Below are 15,992 nucleotides of genomic sequence, written 5' to 3'. Positions count from 1 at the left end.
GAATAATAAATTAATTCTCATTCAACCTTTTGGATGATGAGATACATAGATAATGACCATTAGGTTATGAGTATTAAAAATTAAGGAGGTTTTTCTATATGAAAAAATTATTAGCAGGTTTTCTTACTTTATCTTTAGCGCTCGCTGCTTGTTCAAATGGTAGCGATGATGACAGTAGTAAAAAGGACGATAGTTCAAAAGACAACCAATCGTCTGATGACAAATCAAATGATTCTAAAAATGATGACAAGAAGAGTAATGATAGCTCTGACAAAGATAAAGACTCAGACAAAAACAAAGATTCAGATAGTAAATCTAATGGAGATAGTTCTTCAAATAATGACGCTAATAGTAATGGAAACAATTCTGACAGTTCATCAAATGATGGTAACAGTTCTTCTGATAACAATGGTAGTGCCTCAGGTAATAATTCAGGTTCAGAGGGCAATAATGAATCTAATAATACGAATAGCGGAAATGGCACATCAACTTCAGGAAATAATGACAATGTGGATAGTAATAATGCAAATAATAGTAACAGTGCTAGCAACAATAATGCATCAAACTCAAGCGCATCTCAATACGTGGCTCCTTACCAAGGACAAAATGCTGTACCAGTAGCACAAAATATCACGTCTGGTAATGTAAATCCACAAACTGCATTACAAAGTTTGCCTAATTTCCAAAATTCATTGGACAAAGCTACTGCTGAGGTTAACTCATTGAATGGTCAATCTAATCCTTTCAATGACTATGCAATTGAAGGTAGTGAGGGAAATTATAGTTATATCTTTAGTTTCCAAAATCAAGCACAACCTGGAACATATACAATTGCTACAGTAGACCAACAAGGTATGGTTAGAGTAGTAGATCCTGCGTATCGACAATAAAATACTATAAATGAAGAACAGGGGAAATAAGTGACCATGTTCAAAACAGAGAGGTAATCCGTAATGGATTGCCTCTCTTGTTAATTAATAGCTTATGATATCGGCCCATACATGTTTGACTAGTCATGGTTCAATTTTCTAGCGCACACTCCTATTATTACACTGGGCATGAGCACGCACAAAATAGCTACGTAAAAATAAGCAAAGCGTCAATTTCTACTGAAATAATATAGAAATTGACGCTTATTTTTTAACCAAGGATCTTTATAACTTAATTTTTTCTTATAATTAGTCAAATAATTAAACATGACACTTTACTTAGATTTAGTACATTTATGAATAATATGTGAAATGGTTTCAAAAGCATGGTTATTTTTATTTACAAAAGAATTATCATGTATATCTTTCATTTGATGGCTTATTAAATCGTTAAGTAATGCTTTAGCATCGCTGTAGCGTACTGTAGATAACGCATGCATCACTTCTTCATAAACTCCACGTTCGGAAACATATTTTTCATGATTTGGTGTATATTGACAGACTGTTTTATCGATAGTTAATGCATCAAAAATAATCGATGAATAGTCAGTTAAGACAATATCTGAAATCAACAGTAAATCTTGAACTTCTATATGAGTGGGAGCAATAATTGCGTTCTCAGGAACATAGTTAGAACCAGCTTCAACATGTCCTTTAAATATAACATTGTATTTATTTAGCAGACCATCGCTTATTGGTAATAAATCGGATTCATCATAATCTGTACGCCAAGTAGGTGCATAAAGCAATGTTTCTTTTTCAGGATTTAACTTCAATTCTTGCTTGATAAATGAAACATAGTGATGATCAGACTGCTTTTCTAATAAATATCGAACTCTTGGATAACCGCAATTTAAAATATGTGTTTGTTGTTGTGGGAAAGCAGTTTTAAAATAATCAATAATTGCTGAACAATCACTAATGAAATAATCTTGTTGCAACCACTTATTATATTTACGGGCGCGATAATTATAAATATTAAGATTTTGGGTTGGTTCTGGACTATCTAAAAATAATTTTTTAATAGGGGTACCATGCCAAAGTTGTATAATAGTGCCGTTTGGCTTTAAAGAGTCCGGTATATAACTTTCTAATATAACTACTTGTGCACTTTCGATAAGTGATTTAGCTTTAGGATCATCTGGTTTAATAAAATTGGGCCCATTAACATCGTTAGTAATAAAGTAAATAGGTAATTTAGTAAAGTGCTTGGCAAAATGGTTAAATAAATAACGAGAATTACCACGGAAACCATAATCAAAGCCTAAGAAAACGATGTGATTCTTAATTTTAGATTTGTCTTTTTTATAAATATAACTTGCTTCACGATGTTTCTTTTCAAAATGTTGTTGAAGCATATGATAAAACCAATGGGGCAATTTAAACCCTGTATTTTTTAAGCATTTATCTGTAAAGCGCAATTGCTCTGGTGCGAGCGTTTCACTGTTTTTAAATGGAATAGGGTGTTTATGCTCATAGGCTAATTTATTTAGACTGAATTTCGTTGTGTTCAATGGTGTTAAGTTATGAATTTCATTCCAAATATCGTTACTTGTAATAAATGTGGATTCAAAATTAAAAACGACATGACTATCTGTACGGATGTCATCTTGTAATAGTGAAATAAGTGATAAGTCAAAAATATTGTTGATTTCAAAACTTTTTAAGATGTTTTGTGCTGTTTCTATATGGAAAATAACATTTGGGAAGTGGTTAATATTTTCAATCCAATCGTTGAAAGTGATTTCTAATTTTCCAAAATAGCGACAGTCGTTGACGTATTGCTGTTGAACTGTATAGTCTGTTACAATCGGGCATGGCTCTAATTCAACAGCTTCAAGCATATGTTGGTATATTTCAATTTGGTCATTAATTAATACAAAGTGTGAGTAACCTTCTAATGTTGCTTTTTCCAATTCAGACTCTAAAAGGTGCAACGCTGTAATTTCAATTTGTTTTATCATTTGTATACCTCTACTTAATAGTTGTTTATACTATTTTATCATGTAAGGAACCTGTAACAAAAGATTCCCTTATAAATTGAAGCGTATAAAACTAATCATTTTTTAATTTCAAATTATTGAAAAATGACTTTTTAAATTTATAAAATAGGGAAATTGTTAATGGGATGATTAATTCTCAAAAATTTATTGTAATTAGATAAAAAAATGGTATAATCAAATTGTGAAAAAAATCACAATATACATTAGGTTCTTCATTACCAAATAAAAATAGAAAATGGAAGTGAGTCAAAATGTTTGTAGAATCTTTTAACCCCTTTGGTAACATCTTGTTATCAACATTAGTAGCAGCAATACCTGTAGTTTTATTTCTTTTATGTCTTACTATTTTTAAGATGAAAGGTATTTATGCTTCATTAACAACTGTAGTTGTTACACTTATTATTGCAATGCTATTCTTCAAACTACCTGTAACGATAGCATCGGGAGCAGTTGTTGAAGGATTTTTCCAAGGTATTATACCAATTGGATATATTGTAGTTATGGCAGTCTTACTTTATAAAATTACGAATGAAACTGGCCAGTTTAATACGATACAAGATAGTATTTCTAGTATTTCACAAGATCAGCGTATTCAGTTATTGCTAATTGGCTTTGCTTTTAATGGATTTTTAGAAGGTGCAGCAGGTTTTGGTGTACCAATTGCAATTTGTGCATTGTTACTAACACAGTTAGGGTTTGGTCCATTACAAGCTGCGATGCTTTGCTTAATTGCTAATGCGTCTGCAGGTGCGTTTGGAGCAATTGGCTTACCTGTCACTGTTATTGATACATTAGGTTTACCAGATAATATTTCTGGTATGGCAGTTTCTCAAATGTCAGCATTGACTTTAGTATTTATGAATCTATTAATACCATTTTTATTAATATGGATTATCGATGGCTTTAAAGGTATTAAAGAAACATTGCCAGCTATTTTAATTGTCGGTGGTACTTTCGCAGTATTACAAGGTTTAATTACTGTATTTATTGGACCTGAATTGGCAGACATTATACCACCATTAGTTTCAATGCTAGCTTTAGCTTTATTCTCGAAAAAAATCCAACCCAAAAATATCTTTAGATTGAACAAAGATGAAAAACCTCAAACAATTAAAAAACATAAACCTAAACAAATTATATATGCTTGGAGCCCGTTTGTGATTTTAACTGTGATTGTAATGATATGGAGTGCACAAAGCTTTAAGTCACTTTTCGCTCCAGGTGGTGCATTGTCTTCACTTGTATTTAATATAACATTACCGGGAACTTATAGCGATATTGCAAATAAAGCAATCACGTTACCGTTGAATATTATAGGCCAAACTGGAACGGCTATTTTACTTGTAATTATTATTACAATTTTAATGTCAAAAAGTGTTAAATTTAAGGATGGCATGCGATTGTTTAAAGAAGCGTTTAAAGAATTGTGGTTACCGATTATAACGATTTGTTTTATTTTGGTGATTTCTAAATTAATGACTTATGCTGGGCTAAGTAGTGCAGTAGGTGAAGGTATTGCAAAAACAGGCAGTATTTTCCCACTGTTATCTCCAATATTAGGGTGGATTGGCGTATTCCTAACAGGTTCTGTTACAAATAACAATTCATTATTTGCACCGATTCAAGCAGCAGTAGCAAATAATATCGGCGCTAGTGGCGCTTTATTAGTATCAGCAAACACTGTAGGTGGCGTGGCAGCTAAATTAATATCACCACAATCTATTGCGATTGCGACAGCTTCTGTACAACAAGTCGGAAAAGAATCTGAATTGTTGAAAATGACATTGCGTTATAGCATTGCTCTGCTTATATTTGTGTGTATTTGGACATTCTTATTACATTTATTCATGTAATAGTTTAAATCTAGTAGATTATAAATAAAAATATCCTTCACTAAATAAATCACCTTATTTATGAGGGGAAATAAAAAACACGCTCGTTTAATTTCATTGTAATATGAATTAAACGAGCGTGTTTTTTGAATTAATCTCAAGTACATGACTTGCATATTCAAAAGATTAATAGGATGGATAGTAAAGTTTTTATATTAATTCGCTTGTGAAATTGTTCAACTATATTATATCTAAGCGTTTAACATAGTTAAAAAATCTTTATAAATTGCTTTTGGTGCATAAGATGCAACGGTTTTATAACCATTTTGAATGACAACATCGTCTTTGAACTCTTGGTTTATAAGACGGCGCAATTGATTAGATAATGCATCTACGTTTTCATGTTCAATTAAATAACCATTGACATTATTTTGAATAATAGAATCAGGCCCAGCATTTCCATCAAAACTAACTACTATACTGCTTTGATTCATTGCTTCTAATATAACCATACCAAAACCTTCATTTCTTGAAGGGACAACAGTAATTTCACTTACTGCTAATTTTTCGTTTAATTGTTGTGTAGGGCCGTATAATTTTACAATGTCTGATAAATTATATTGGTTAATCAGTTGTTGCAAGTTTGCCTGCTCTTTTCCTTCACCATATATGTGAACTTGATAATCAAATTTTCGAAATGTTTGTTGAATAGGATTAATACTTTCAACTAATAAATCAAACCCTTTTTCATATTCTAAACGACCAGCCGCACAGATAATTTTTTCCTTCGGTTCGTGGAGTCGGACTTCATTAATAATATTAGGGACTACGAATACAGGTATATCGATATGTGATTGGTATTTGTTTTTATCTATAGTAGTTAATGTTGTAATTTTGTCTAAATCTCTGTAATTCTTAATAATCTCTTGTTGATATGCCTCAGAATGCGCATCAAAGTTCATATGTTCCATACCAACTTTTTCAATTTGAGTACTAGCATATTTGGCAATTAATATATTAAAACTTGCACGTGTACCTACAATTACATCTGTAGAAACATTGCTTATAGCTTTAATCATTTTTTTCTCTATATAGTGAGAAAATTGATTAATACCTGGTTCAAACTGAGAAATATATTTTGGCCTAGAAAATGAAGTGAATTTAGCGATTCTATTTATAATAATATCTTTTATATTAAGTGGGTGAAATTGATAGTTAATTAAAGGTTTTATTTTAATGGATTCATGAATATCAAAGTAAGGCGAATCTGCCCCCTTGAAAATAGTTATGATTTCTACATGATGTCCTTTTTCAGCTAATATATTTGCCGTTTGAGAAATTGACTTTACGGTGCCTCCCATTGCATAAACATTATGCATGAAAAATGTTATTGATTTCATTAAAAAACCTCCAAAAAAACTTTACTTAAATTGAAATTCATTATAGCATGAAATGAATTTTGTATTGGCATAATAGCTAAATAATTTTTAAGTAGCAATAAATATAGCGTAATATTAGGTTTTTTACTAGAAAATGATGCCTTTTTTATTTGAGCTAGTTAACACATATTAACAAAATTTGTGTAGAATTTCTGAAAGCCCTTTTTTCATGAGCCGATTATGTATATAATTAGAGAGGTATGGAAATATATTGTGTTATTGTTTAATTACATAGCGATAATACGTGCTTTATTATTTTTAATCTATAGAAAACGCTTTATTTTTATTGATGTGATTAATAACATTAAAGACAACGTTTCTATTTAACACATATAAAAGGGGGACTGTATTTGTTATGAGTACACAACATAGCAAAACAGATGTCATCTTAATTGGTGGCGGTATTATGAGCGCAACGTTAGGAACATTATTAAAAGAACTCGCACCTGAAAAGGAAATTAAGATGTTTGAAAGATTAGCTACACCTGCGGAAGAAAGTTCCAATGCATGGAATAATGCGGGCACAGGTCATTCTGCGTTATGTGAATTAAACTATACTAGTGAAAATAAAGATGGAACAATAGATATCAATAAAGCGGTTAAAATTAATGAACAATTCCAAGTTTCAAAACAATTTTGGAGTTATCTAATTAAGCAAGGCCAACTTGAAAATCCAGAAAAATTTATCAAACCGGTGCCACATATGAGTTTTGTTCAAGGCGTTAAAAATGTTGATTTTTTGAAAAGACGTGTGGACAGACTAAATAAAAATATTTTATTTAGTAATATGGAAATAACGGATGATAAAGACAAAATTGCTGAATGGACGCCACTTATTATGGAGGGCCGTACGTCTAATATACCAATGGCGATTAGTTATGACAAAACAGGAACAGACGTTAACTTCAGTGCATTAACTAAAAAATTATTTGAGAACTTAGAAGATAAAAATGTCGAGTTAAATTATGAACATGAAGTAAGAGATGTTCAGCAACGCGATGATGGCGTTTGGGAAGTAAAAGTTAAAGATTTGCAAACGAATGACGAGACGATTGTTGAAAGTAATTTTGTATTTATTGGTGCTGGTGGTGCTAGTTTACAGTTGTTACAAAAAACAGGAATTAAAGAATCTAAACATATTGGTGGTTTCCCAGTAAGTGGATTGTTCTTAGTATGTAAAGATGAAGCTATTGCCAAAAAGCATTTAGCTAAAGTTTACGGTAAAGCTCCAGTAGGCGCTCCACCAATGTCAGTGCCACATTTAGATACGCGTTACATAGATGGTAAACGAACTATTTTGTTTGGTCCGTTTGCAGGTTTTTCACCAAAATTCTTAAAAACGGGTTCTAATATGGATTTAATCAAATCTGTTAAGCCAAATAACCTTATTACGATGCTATCTGCAGGAATAAAAGAGATGAATTTAACGAAATACCTTATCTCGCAATTAACATTATCAAACGAAGAACGTATGGAAGATTTACGTCAATTTGTGCCTAATGCTAAAAGTGAAGATTGGGAAATTGTCGTTGCTGGTCAACGTGTTCAAGTAATTAAAGATACGGATCAAGGTAAAGGAACATTACAATTTGGTACAGAAGTTATTACCAAAGAAGATGGTTCGTTATCTGCACTTTTAGGTGCATCTCCAGGTGCGTCTACAGCAGTCGATATTATGCTTGATTTGCTTAAACGTTGTTACAAAGACGAATTTGCTAATTGGGAAGACAAAATCAAGGAAATAGTGCCTTCTTATGGTATGAAACTATCAGAAAATGAAGCGTTATATACACAATTAAATAAAGAAATAACGGAAAATTTAAAAATTAATTAATTCAGTAAATATTTTTTACGTTTCCGAGATTGTTGTTCTATGTATAGAGACAAACTAAACGCTGTTATAGCGTGCAGTTTGTCTTTTTATATTTCTTTTTTAAACATAAAGAAAATGCTGGAAGGGCAAGTAAATACATGCACAACTTCCAGCATTTTATATGTTCACTAGAAATATTTATTTTAGACTTAATGAACAAGGGTTACTTTTTAATTTGAATTGTAAAGGTAGTACCTTCATCCTTTTTGCTTTGGACTGATATTGAACCATCATGAAGTTCAAATATTGTTTTTGCAATAGCTAAACCTAAACCATTACTATTGTCATGATTACTCGCTTTATAAAAACGTTCAAATAAACGTGCTTGGGTTTCTTCAGACATACCTTCTCCGTCATCTGTAATTTCACAAATGATCGTCTCGGAATCTTGATTAAGTGTAATGTCAATGATACCACCTTGTTGCGAATATTTAATGGCATTGGTGATTATGTTTTGGAAAGCTTGGTGCAATAGGCGCTCATTGGCTACAATAGAAATTTCAGTTAAATCAGACATGATAACTAAATCTTTTTCATTTGCAGAGAATTGTTCGTGACGAATGATTTGTTTAAGTAATCGATTTAATTCAATATGATCTTCAAAGACTAAATGTTCACCGTTATCAATTTCTGATAATAGTAACAATGCTTTAGTTAATTCACTTAATTGGCTTGTAATTTGATATATATCATTGATATATTGTGTGCGTTCTTCATCATTTTCAGCAAATTTGAGTTGATCTAACAAGTGGTGAATGTGTGTTAATGGTGTCTTAATTTCATGTGATACGTTTTGGACAAAATGTTGTCTCATATCGTCTAATTGTTTAAGTGAAAGGCGCATACTATCGAAACGAAATTGCAATGTACCGAACTCATCTTTTCTAGTAACGTGAATTGGCGTATTGAAATTGCCTTTCATAAGCCGTTCAGTTGCTTGTTTTAATTGTTGGATTGGCTTGATAATAGTGTAAGTTGATAAAATGACCAATACAATAGAAAAAAGGAGTAATAATGAGATTAATATAGCTAAAAATACTCTGAATTCACTGAATGTTTTACCAATATCAGGTCTCATAAATACTGCATACTTTTTACCTTTATCTTCATATGATATACCTACAGTATTTTGTGTGGTATTTTCAAAGAAACCAGTAATAATTGGGTTATATGGTAAGTTTCGAATACCATGGTAGTCTTTGCCATTTAATATTGATTGGACGACATCATCATCTACATTATCTTTTCTAAAATTAGCACCATAAAAGGAACGTTTGCCATTTTCAGAAACGGTCATTACTTGGTAATTCATTTCCCCTAAATGGTTGAAAAAAGGATCTGAAGATTCAATGTTTGACTGTTTTTGATAACTGATAGCATCTTCTAAAGTACGCATGATTTTTGCATCGTTATTTGCTTTTAAATGGTTATGGTAAATGATGTTTGTGCATAAAAAACTGACAATAGCACTAAATAACATGACAACAATTGTGTATATAGCAATTCGTGAATATAGGGATTTAAACATGGTCATCCACCTTATAACCTAAACCGCGTACTGTGAAAATCGTCACGTTAGCATTTAATTTTTCAAGGCGTTTCCTTAGACGTTTGATATGAACATCGACTGTACGTTCATCACCTTCATAATCAAAGCCCCATATTTTTTCTATTAATACATCCCTGTTAAATACTTGTCTAGGATTAGAAGCGAGTAAAAAAAGTAATTGAAATTCTTTATTAGGTAAATTCATTGATTTCGTATCTGATTGAAGTTCTAAATATGCTTGATTTAACGTAATATTACCAATAGTGATTTCATTATATGCATTGATATTATAGCGCTTAAGTACTGCTTTAATCCTAAACATTAACTCTTTGACTTCAAAAGGTTTAGTCACATAATCATCAGTACCTGTTAAATAGGCTTGTTCTTTATCGCTTAACGCATCACGAGCAGTCAGCATTATCACAGGCATTTCGTAATCTTCTTTTAAAATCTTGCACAATTCAAAGCCGCTCATACCTCCCATCATGACATCAATAATTACGATATCCACTTGATTCTTTTCAAGGTAAGTTAAAGCATCTTCAGCACTAGATTGTGTAACTGTATCTAGTCCTTCACCTCTTGTGTAATTTGAAACGTACTCTAATATTTTTTTGTCATCATCAACAATTAAACAAGTTGTCATGCGCAAAATCTCCTTATTCAGTAATAGTGCAATTATAAACATAACCAAATAACTTCACAAATAGTAAAAATTAACAATAGTTCATATTGAGTTCACATAATGATATTAGACTCTAGATATAAGTTTTAGAGAAGGAGTGGGAATTGATGAAGTTAGCATGGCAAGAGATTAAATATTATAAATTCCGTTATATTTTAATCATGTTAATTATATTATTACTTGGGATTATGGTGTTGTTTATTAGTGGATTGGCACAAGGTTTAGCCAGAGAGAATATATCCATGTTAGATAACATGAAAACTGAAAAATACGTTTTACAGGATAATAAACAACCAGATATTACGAAGTCTGTTATTAGTCCTGAGCAGCAAAAGAAAATTGAAGATATTACAGATCAAGAGCCATTAATGTTAGCATCGCAAACTTTAAAAATAAATAAAGACGAAGAAGATGTTATCATGACGAACACAGTAAAAGACGAAAAACCAGAATTGAAAGATGGTAACTATCCAACAAAAGATAATGAAGTAGCAATCAATAGTAAGCTTACAGCTAATGGTATTGATATTGGTGATACTATAAAAGTGAAAGATGGGGAACAACTTAAAGTATCAGGTATTCTTGACGATACAATGTATTCTCACAGTTCAGTAGTCATGATGAGCAATAACGGATTTGATAGCTTGAATAAAGAGAATAGCACTGTTTATCCAGTGAAAGATTTATCTCAATCACAACAAGATAAAATCAAAAATATTTCAGGTGTGAAAGTATTCAGTGAGGATGATATCACAAGTGAAATTGCCAGTTACCAAGCTGAGCAAGCACCATTAAATATGATGATTATAAGTTTATTTGTGATTTCAGCAATTGTATTAAGTGCGTTTTTCTATGTAATGACGATCCAAAAAATTCCAGAAATAGGTATTCTAAAAGCAATCGGTATTAAGACAAGACATCTAATCAGCGCACTTGTAATCCAAATATTAATTACAACTATGATAGGTGTATTGATCTCTGTAGGTATTATTAGTGGATTATCACTTGTTATGCCAGTATCTATGCCATTCCACGTGACAGCATCTAATTTACTGCTCGTGGTCGGAGTGTTTATTGTGGTAGCAATTGTTGGTGCTGCCTTATCACTAATTAAATTATTTAAAGTGGATCCTATTGAAGCAATTGGAGGTGGAGAATAATGAGTTTGCAAGTTAAAGATATTAAAAAATCTTTTGGTAAAGGTCAATCAGAGACAACTGTATTAAAAGGTATTAACTTTGAAGTGAATGATGGTGAGTTCGTTATACTCAATGGAGCTTCAGGTTCAGGGAAAACAACATTATTAACTATTTTAGGTGGTTTATTGTCACAAAATAGTGGGGATATCCTATATAATGGTGCACCTTTATACGACAGTGACAAAAAAGCGTCAGAATTAAGATTGAATGAAATTGGGTTTATTTTTCAATCATCTCATTTAGTGCCATATTTAAAAGTAAAAGCACAATTAACAACAATCGGTAGAGAAGCAGGTTTGTCTAAAAAAGATGCAAGCCAGAGAGCTGAAACGTTGCTAAAACAAATTGGCCTGTCACACAGATTAAATGTATTTCCTCATATGTTATCAGGCGGTGAAAAACAGCGTGTAGCAATTATGAGAGCTTTAATGAATAATCCTAAAATAATTTTGGCAGATGAACCAACTGCCAGTTTAGATGCAGAAAGAGCAACTGAAGTTATAGAGATGATTAAAAATCAAATCCAAAGTAAAAAAATGATTGGCATTATGATTACTCATGATAAAAGATTATTTGAATACGCAGATAGAGTTATCGAACTTGATAATGGGGTTATTGTAAATAGTTAATAGAAACTTATAAAGCCAAGGGCATTCATTTATGCCCTTGGCTTTATTTATATATAATTTTATATTTACAAATTAAGTATTTCAAATAGGTTATAGTTGAGGAATATGCCAAAATGCAATGATACATATAAAAAAGAGCGTAGCAAAGTAAATAGTTAACATCATTTTATATTGATACATTAAGGCTAAAAAATCTCGTATTAATGCGATTTCAAAAAAATGATAAGGTGTGTGACTACCAACGCCAGTTAACTTTAAATTAAATTTTTCTCCAAAACGTAATGCACGCATTATATGAAATTGACTAGTTACACAGACAATTTTAGGTTTATAAGCAAACGAATCTTGAATAAGTTGTGCGGTATACATAATGTTTTCTAAAGTACTTGTAGATTTATCTTCTAATAAAATATTACGAGGGTTTACTCCGTGATGAATTAAATAGCGTTGCATTGCACGAGCTTCTGAAATAGGTTCATCAGGACCTTGTCCACCGCTTACAATAAATATTGCTTCTGGATTTATTTCAAACAAGCGCAAGGCTTTATCAAGGCGACATGCTAACATAGGTGTGACTTGCTCAGTGAAAATACCAGCACCGAGAACAAGAATTGTATCAAATTCACGAGGAGCTTTTATATTCAGAAAGGCAGATGAACATAGCGCATAACCAATAAAAGTAAATATAGAACTAAAAGCAATTGCTGAAACCCATAAAAAGATAACATTAAGCGCAATAGGAATAAAACTAATATAATAACAAGCGAGCATAAAGACGATAAGCCTAAAACCAATTAAGTAAAGCCGTTTTAAAAATAATACGCTGTTTCTATGTTGGAATAAATGCTTATGTTTCACATGTAATAATATAACACCTATTAACATAGTGGCAATTAAATCTATAGGAAATGTATGGTGGCCGATATGTAAAATAATTACAGCATAACCGACTATTACCTGGGAAATATAACTGGCAAGATGCGTGGAAAAATTAAAATTTAAGAACATACTTATGAATGTGATTAATATTAAAATACATAAAAACAATGACAACATGTTAATGCTTCACTCCAGATTGTTTAGTATATTAAATGTAGTTTAATATACTAAAATAAGCAACTCTAACATGCTTGGATTTGCTAAAATATAGCTTTCGTTCTAAGTTAAGCAAACTTATTAAATTTTACTTTTATACAGCTGCAAATATTGATATTATTAACATAATATAAAAATGCAAATGAAATTTTTATACATAGAAGGTATAGGGGTGTAAGTGATGGTGAAAAATTTAGGCAATCACATTGTATTCATGGGAGAGTTCATTGATGACGTCAACACATTATTAGCTAAATTATTGAAAGAATTAAGAGAAGAATATAATATATCTAAAGAACAAGCTAACGTTATTTTAATGCTTGAAAATGAAAAAACAATGACTTTAACGGAGATAACAGAAAGACAGGGTGTTAATAAAGCTGCAGTCAGCAGAAGAATTAAGAAACTAATTCAAGCTGAAGTAGTTGAATGGGTTAAAACAGAAGAAAACACAGATCAAAGGTTAAAATATATTAAATTGAGTGAGAAGGGGAAACAATTTAATCATGAAAGTAAATCGATTATTAATGATATTGTAAGTGATATGTTACATGATTTGTCTGATGATGAAATTGAACAAGCACGTTATGTACTAGAAATTATTGGGCAAAGGTTAAAAAACTTCAATATTAAAAATCATTCATAATCTTAGGATAACGCTTAAAATTTCTTAATATAGTTTCTGACATGGTGTAATGATTATTTAAATTTAAATTTGGTGTCTTATATTGTAGTAAGATAATAAGATGGTTTGTTATAAGAGTAAAGTAATACTAGACTAAATATGTATATCAATTTAGATTGAGATTGAATATAATATATATGATGCAATAGCATACGCTATTGTTTAAAACTACCTTTCTTAGTACGAAAATCATACATATAGTTTCAACTTATATTATGTTAAAATAACGAGATAGTGTAAAAATCAGGTATAAAGTTGGTGAGAAAATGCAAAAATGTCCTAAGTGCGGGGGAAATACAAGAGATGGGCAGCGAAAGTGTGGTCATTGTGGGCGATTACTACGTCAAGATGATTCAGAAAAAATGACGCGTACATCTAAAGAAACTAAGAAAATAGCAAATATTAAAGCGCGTAAAATTATACCCTTGGGAATTGCATTTTTTATCATAATTTTACTTATTATAATTTTTATTTTATTGAAAAATTTCAATTCACCTGAGGCACAGTCAGAAATTTTAATCAATGCGATTGATAATAATGATACTCAAAAACTATCTACAATTTTAAGTACACAGAATAATAGTGTAGATGAAAACGAAGCAGAAGCATACATTGGATATATTAAAGAAGAAGTTGGTATGGATAACTTTGTAAAAGATGTGAACCAAAAAATAGAGAAATTGAACAAGAGCGACACTAAAGAAGCGGATTTTGTAACTGCCAAAAATGGGGAAGATGTTTTACGGGTGAGTAAAAACGGTAGACGTTACTTAATATTTGATAATATGAATTTTACGGCTCCAACAAAAGAAGCAATTATTAAACCTAAATATAAGACAACTTATAAATTCAAGTCTGGTGACAAACAAAAAACCGTTGTAGCAGAGAAAAATAAAGCAACTTCATTAGGCAAGTTTATCCCCGGTGATTACGCTTTAGAAACTAAAAAAGAGATGGAAAACGGGCAGTTTGATGGTCACTTAAAATTTAATTTTAATAATAGCAATAACGAAACTGTAGATGTACAGGAAGATTTTGATGAGGCGTATATTCAAGTAGAGTTAAATGGCGCTTCAGAGATAGATAAAGACTCGGTTAAAGTGACAATTAATGATAAATCATATGATTATGCTAAAGCAAAAGAAATTGGCCCATATCCTAAAACTAAAGATTTAACAATATCTGCTGAAGGGGAAGCCAAGAAGAAGACATTTAAATCTGCAGAAACAACTGTGAAAACAGATAATCTTAAAGATAAGACGAATGTTACATTGAACTTTGATAGTGATAAGATTGAAGAATATGTAGAAAAGAAAGAAAAAGAAGAAAATAGCTTCAGAAATAAGGTGGCTAATTTTTTCGGTAATTACACTGCTGCAATGAATAGGGCGCATAGTCAAAGTAATTTTTCATTAGTTTCTAATTATCTCAAAGAAGATACTGATAATTATAAAGCAACAAGAAGTGGTGTAAAAGGGAACGATTTATTTTACTTGCAACAACCTCAAATTACTGAAATTGTAAAACAAGGTAATACTTATTATGTAACTGCTAATGCATTGAAAGAAAATGGTCAATACGGTTCAGTTGATTATCAATTAGAAGGCAATGACGATGCCGGTAATTTAAAGGTAGTTAAATATTCAGAGTAAATTAAGCATTTTGCGCCTTAATAAGCGTTAAGTATGGTGAGTAAAGTCCAGGACATAAGTAGTTGTCCTGGACTTTTTTTAAGAATCACTTCTCTAAAGAACCACTTCTCTAAAGAACCACTTCTCACTTTAGTGAGTTAGTGGTTCTTACGCATGAGTTTTTGCTCAGGCGTTCCATTTTTTGAAGTGTAGTGGTTCTTACGCATGAGTTTTTACTCAGGCGTTCCACTTTTTGAAGTTAGTTATTCTTACACATGATCAACAAATTTAGAGTTCATGCATAAGATTCTCAAGTTACATTATTTAATAGAAATATTCAGTTTATATGAGTTACAAGTAACTATTTAATTATCTCATTATTAAAGCTATAATAGTAACAATGAACTTTAAAATAACTTGTAAAAGAATGTTTATAATTTTAA

The 15,992-nt window shown here is 31.1% G+C and carries 12 protein-coding genes; 7 read left to right on the top strand and 5 right to left on the bottom strand.

The features are described from left to right. Positions 1-98 precede the first annotated feature (98 nt). Complete coding sequence (locus ACF91D_RS00960) at positions 99-890, top strand: hypothetical protein (protein WP_101049812.1); 792 nt, start codon at positions 99-101, stop codon at positions 888-890. 314 nt (positions 891-1,204) lie between these two features. Here the strand turns inward: ACF91D_RS00960 and ACF91D_RS00955 are convergent, their stop codons facing one another. Next, entirely contained in the window at positions 1,205-2,893 is a 1,689-nt protein-coding gene (locus ACF91D_RS00955; protein ID WP_069792354.1) for a CDP-glycerol glycerophosphotransferase family protein, read from the bottom strand. Between the two features lie 290 nt (positions 2,894-3,183). Here ACF91D_RS00955 and ACF91D_RS00950 point away from each other — a divergent pair, with 290 nt between their 5' ends. Continuing rightward, the gene (locus ACF91D_RS00950) at positions 3,184-4,785 is read left to right on the top strand and encodes an L-lactate permease (protein ID WP_039069623.1); all 1,602 of its coding nucleotides are present in this window, start codon (positions 3,184-3,186) and stop codon (positions 4,783-4,785) included. Between the two features lie 230 nt (positions 4,786-5,015). On the opposite strand, the gene ACF91D_RS00945 is transcribed toward ACF91D_RS00950, so the two are convergent. Beyond that, positions 5,016-6,164, bottom strand: coding sequence for a glycosyltransferase family 4 protein (locus ACF91D_RS00945; protein WP_101049810.1), 1,149 nt, complete (start codon positions 6,162-6,164; stop codon positions 5,016-5,018). A 394-nt stretch (positions 6,165-6,558) separates the two neighbouring features. On the opposite strand from ACF91D_RS00945, the gene mqo reads away from it, so the two are divergent. Beyond that, a complete protein-coding gene (gene mqo, locus ACF91D_RS00940) occupies positions 6,559-8,037 on the top strand; it encodes a malate dehydrogenase (quinone) (protein WP_069792356.1) in 1,479 nt (492 codons plus the stop codon). A 202-nt stretch (positions 8,038-8,239) separates the two neighbouring features. Here mqo and ACF91D_RS00935 read toward each other — a convergent pair whose 3' ends face one another. Together ACF91D_RS00935 and ACF91D_RS00930 are read right to left on the bottom strand one after the other, a co-directional pair. Continuing rightward, entirely contained in the window at positions 8,240-9,604 is a 1,365-nt protein-coding gene (locus tag ACF91D_RS00935; RefSeq protein WP_327620734.1) for a HAMP domain-containing sensor histidine kinase, read from the bottom strand. Then, complete coding sequence (locus ACF91D_RS00930; RefSeq protein WP_039069619.1) at positions 9,597-10,271, bottom strand: response regulator transcription factor; 675 nt, start codon at positions 10,269-10,271, stop codon at positions 9,597-9,599. The genes ACF91D_RS00935 and ACF91D_RS00930 overlap by 8 nt, the downstream gene beginning before the upstream one ends. Positions 10,272-10,417: 146 nt before the next feature. Here ACF91D_RS00930 and ACF91D_RS00925 point away from each other — a divergent pair, with 146 nt between their 5' ends. Next, a complete protein-coding gene (locus ACF91D_RS00925) occupies positions 10,418-11,470 on the top strand; it encodes an ABC transporter permease (RefSeq protein ID WP_327620733.1) in 1,053 nt (350 codons plus the stop codon). After that, the gene (locus tag ACF91D_RS00920; protein ID WP_039069617.1) at positions 11,470-12,138 is read left to right on the top strand and encodes an ABC transporter ATP-binding protein; all 669 of its coding nucleotides are present in this window, start codon (positions 11,470-11,472) and stop codon (positions 12,136-12,138) included. Before ACF91D_RS00925 ends, ACF91D_RS00920 begins: the two co-directional genes overlap by 1 nt. A 90-nt stretch (positions 12,139-12,228) precedes the next feature. Here ACF91D_RS00920 and ACF91D_RS00915 read toward each other — a convergent pair whose 3' ends face one another. Then, the gene (locus ACF91D_RS00915) at positions 12,229-13,194 is read right to left on the bottom strand and encodes a YdcF family protein (RefSeq protein WP_208182038.1); all 966 of its coding nucleotides are present in this window, start codon (positions 13,192-13,194) and stop codon (positions 12,229-12,231) included. 220 nt (positions 13,195-13,414) lie between these two features. Here ACF91D_RS00915 and tcaR point away from each other — a divergent pair, with 220 nt between their 5' ends. Together tcaR and tcaA are read left to right on the top strand one after the other, a co-directional pair. Further along, positions 13,415-13,879, top strand: coding sequence for a MarR family transcriptional regulator TcaR (tcaR, locus tag ACF91D_RS00910; RefSeq protein WP_039069852.1), 465 nt, complete (start codon positions 13,415-13,417; stop codon positions 13,877-13,879). 305 nt (positions 13,880-14,184) lie between these two features. Beyond that, the gene (gene tcaA / locus ACF91D_RS00905) at positions 14,185-15,570 is read left to right on the top strand and encodes a membrane-associated protein TcaA (protein ID WP_039069853.1); all 1,386 of its coding nucleotides are present in this window, start codon (positions 14,185-14,187) and stop codon (positions 15,568-15,570) included. Positions 15,571-15,992: the final 422 nt, after the last annotated feature.

This window comes from Staphylococcus sp. 231237_7MaSpsaltlick (genome assembly GCF_043107035.1).
Note: the sequence above shows the minus strand (reverse complement) of the source record. Positions and strands in the feature narration are given on the sequence as shown.

Coding starts and splice junctions, on each gene's coding strand:
- ACF91D_RS00945 (WP_101049810.1), bottom strand. CDS start 6,164: ATGAAATCAATAACATTTTTCATGCATAATGTTTATGCAATGGGAGGC.
- mqo (WP_069792356.1), top strand. CDS start 6,559: ATGAGTACACAACATAGCAAAACAGATGTCATCTTAATTGGTGGCGGT.
- tcaR (WP_039069852.1), top strand. CDS start 13,415: ATGGTGAAAAATTTAGGCAATCACATTGTATTCATGGGAGAGTTCATT.
- ACF91D_RS00960 (WP_101049812.1), top strand. CDS start 99: ATGAAAAAATTATTAGCAGGTTTTCTTACTTTATCTTTAGCGCTCGCT.
- ACF91D_RS00935 (WP_327620734.1), bottom strand. CDS start 9,604: ATGTTTAAATCCCTATATTCACGAATTGCTATATACACAATTGTTGTC.
- ACF91D_RS00950 (WP_039069623.1), top strand. CDS start 3,184: ATGTTTGTAGAATCTTTTAACCCCTTTGGTAACATCTTGTTATCAACA.
- ACF91D_RS00955 (WP_069792354.1), bottom strand. CDS start 2,893: ATGATAAAACAAATTGAAATTACAGCGTTGCACCTTTTAGAGTCTGAA.
- ACF91D_RS00915 (WP_208182038.1), bottom strand. CDS start 13,194: ATGTTGTCATTGTTTTTATGTATTTTAATATTAATCACATTCATAAGT.
- ACF91D_RS00920 (WP_039069617.1), top strand. CDS start 11,470: ATGAGTTTGCAAGTTAAAGATATTAAAAAATCTTTTGGTAAAGGTCAA.
- ACF91D_RS00925 (WP_327620733.1), top strand. CDS start 10,418: ATGAAGTTAGCATGGCAAGAGATTAAATATTATAAATTCCGTTATATT.
- ACF91D_RS00930 (WP_039069619.1), bottom strand. CDS start 10,271: ATGACAACTTGTTTAATTGTTGATGATGACAAAAAAATATTAGAGTAC.
- tcaA (WP_039069853.1), top strand. CDS start 14,185: ATGCAAAAATGTCCTAAGTGCGGGGGAAATACAAGAGATGGGCAGCGA.